The sequence below is a fragment of the Oleiphilus sp. HI0123 genome, assembly GCF_001635315.1.
The window spans coordinates 1-2,563 of sequence record NZ_LWGE01001180.1; the positions used below are offsets into that span (position 1 = coordinate 1).

Consider the following 2,563-nt stretch of genomic DNA (forward strand, 5'->3'; position numbering starts at 1 on the left):
GAATAGTAACGATAAAAGCAAGCTCTTTGGCGAGTCAAATTTATACAGCGGGCGTATGGCTATGGGTGTGCCTTATTTATCGAAAAAAGCGCTAACCAATGTCAGGGGGCGTTAGGAAAAGGGTACTGCAGGGTAGATTGCAGTACCGTAAAGACTTAGTTTTACCTTGATGTGCAGTTACCCCACTTACACTCAATCAATACGTAAGAGTCATCAGCGCAAACGGCTTCGAATATTTCTAAGGGCCAGTTCGATTTGAGTGTCGTAATTTCAGCTCCAGGGCAGATGGTACGATGCGCCAGCCTGCGTGCATTCATGCTACTTCTAGAGAAGGAGACACCGGTCTTATTGACGATTTTTGCCTGTTCCAGCTCTAAGTCCTGACCGCGTGTCTTTTTGTCTTGCATTAATTTGAGGAGCAATCCGTAGCGCTCATTGTTCTCGCTAAGGTCACGTTCACCATCTCGATAGGAGGTCATTAACTCAATGCAGCCACTTTCTTCTAGACCATTTTCGATTACTTGTTTAGCTTGCTTTTCTGCGGCTTGAACAATGTCGAAATTTAGACCCATTGCGTATCTAGCTCCGGTTTCCTGACGGTCGCCGGTTAGTTTGATTAGGTTGTAAGAAAAACCGTAATCAGCGGCTTCAACGACAACGCCGTTTCTTTCCCACCACTCCTTTTTAGCACGCCAAACTTGCTGTTCTGAGCGCTTACTTAGGTTTGTGCAGTGATCAGCAAGCTTTCTAAAGGTGACATCTTCAACCAGGGTCTGGAAAATGGCTTGTTCTTGTGGCTTTCGAGTAGGCCCCGAACAGGCTGCAATGAAAAAGGCTAGAATTATGACACTGGTACGTAAAAGCACGCTGTACTCCTGAGATCTGTTGGCAACTGGCAATGAATTAGTTCAGAAATTTTTCTGAACTGATCAATTAAGTGTAATGCTAAACGCGAGAATGTAAATGTCGAATGCTTAGTTATGTTCGCAATGTTAGAGATGTACGATCGTTTAGGTATCTTGGCTTATTCAGGTACAGAAGATCGTTTTGATTTGAGCAGGTTAACTATGTTTTCCCGATACAGCATTAAGAGTGAAATAACGAAGAATAAAGCATGAACAGCCCACATTCCGATAGCCGGTGGTAGATCGCCTTTTTCAACTTTACTGCGCGCTGTCATCAATAACCCGAGATAGGCTACATAGATTAGCATTGCTGGGAATAGGTGGACAAAGCGACCCTGTCTGGGGTTAACCTTGCTGAAGGCAACCGCTAGCAAGCAAACGATAGGTGCTAGGAAGGGGAGTGAAAGCCGCCACTGAAGTTCGGCCGCTGAAGCGTTGTCTTGGGCGCTCAACAACTGACTGGTCGGCCGAGCAGCTATCTTATAAGATTTCGCTTCTTTCACTGTTTGGTCATCAATTCTTACACCCAGCATATCAAACTGCATGACTTTAAATGCATTCTCTCCAGGGCTACCAAGATAGCGCGTGCCATTGTGGAGTAGTAGAAACTTTTCACCTGTTGTTTCATTGGTATTCATTACGCCATATTCAGCGTAAGTTTGTGACTGCCTCTCGGTTTCCGCAATATATACACCAAATAGCGTTTTTTTATCGTCGCTAATAGACTCTACATAGGTGACTCTTCCTTGGGAACGCTGCTCTTGAAAGCGTCCTGCAAATAATAATTCAAACTCTGATAGATTTGCGCTCTCGGTTAACAAGTCTTTTGCTTTCTGAAAACCCCATGGTGTTGCGTATAGGCTGGTTGTACCGACGAAAATTGCGATAAGTACAGAGAGGCTAAGAGACATTTTCAGTAGACGGTTTCGGCTCATGCCGCAGGAGTGCAAAACGGTCATTTCGCTTTCAAGGTACATGCGCCCATAAGCGAGCAAAATACCAATATAGAACCCTAGAGGTAAAATGACTTGTAGAAACTCCGGTAGGCGATAGGCCATAACGGGAAACAAAACATCAGCTGAAAGCCGTCCTGATGCAACTTTATCCAGGTAGCGTATAAAGCGGCCACTCATAAATACCAACAGCAGAATAAATGTTACTGACAGCATTGAGACGAATACTTGTCGCGCTAAATACCTAAAGATTATCAAGTGTGACCCTTTCACTCGTAAAATTATTAAAGCCGCCCGATTGGAACGTCGATTTGTATAGTGTGGCAGCAGCTAAATTTGCTTCACCTAGTAAAATCGAGGCAAGTGTACCACGATAAGTAAAATGGTTGCAGCGGGTAGCACTTAGTTAGCATGATCGAAAGGCATAATCGATAAGATTTGTTTCGATTGGCCAGGAAGGATGGATGGAGGTAGTTGATAATCACCAATTGCATAACGATGAAGCGCTAGGACCTGGTTTCGAAAGCGTCCAAACATACGTTTTATTTGATGGTACCGGCCTTCTTGTAGGCTTAGTTCTGCTTCAAACTCAGAAAGAATCTTAAGTTCGACAGGGCGAGTATGAATGTTTTCGTAAGCGAAGTGCATGCCTTCAGCAAAGGCTTTTATATATTCATGGCTTATAGGCTTGGCCAGTCGAACACG

2 protein-coding genes and 1 pseudogene are annotated in these 2,563 nt (G+C 44.2%); all 3 read right to left on the bottom strand.

Annotated elements, in window-relative coordinates:
- Positions 1–161: 161 nt before the first annotated feature.
- A complete protein-coding gene (locus tag A3761_RS13025) occupies positions 162–866 on the bottom strand; it encodes a hypothetical protein (RefSeq protein ID WP_068516096.1) in 705 nt (234 codons plus the stop codon).
- A 158-nt stretch (positions 867–1,024) separates the two neighbouring features.
- Positions 1,025–2,131 (bottom strand): LPS export ABC transporter permease LptF, encoded by a 1,107-nt coding sequence (gene lptF, locus A3761_RS13030; protein ID WP_255374947.1) that lies wholly within the window; start codon positions 2,129–2,131, stop codon positions 1,025–1,027.
- Between the two features lie 129 nt (positions 2,132–2,260).
- Positions 2,261–2,563: pseudogene (locus A3761_RS27705) on the bottom strand (16S rRNA pseudouridine(516) synthase); the annotation flags it as partial.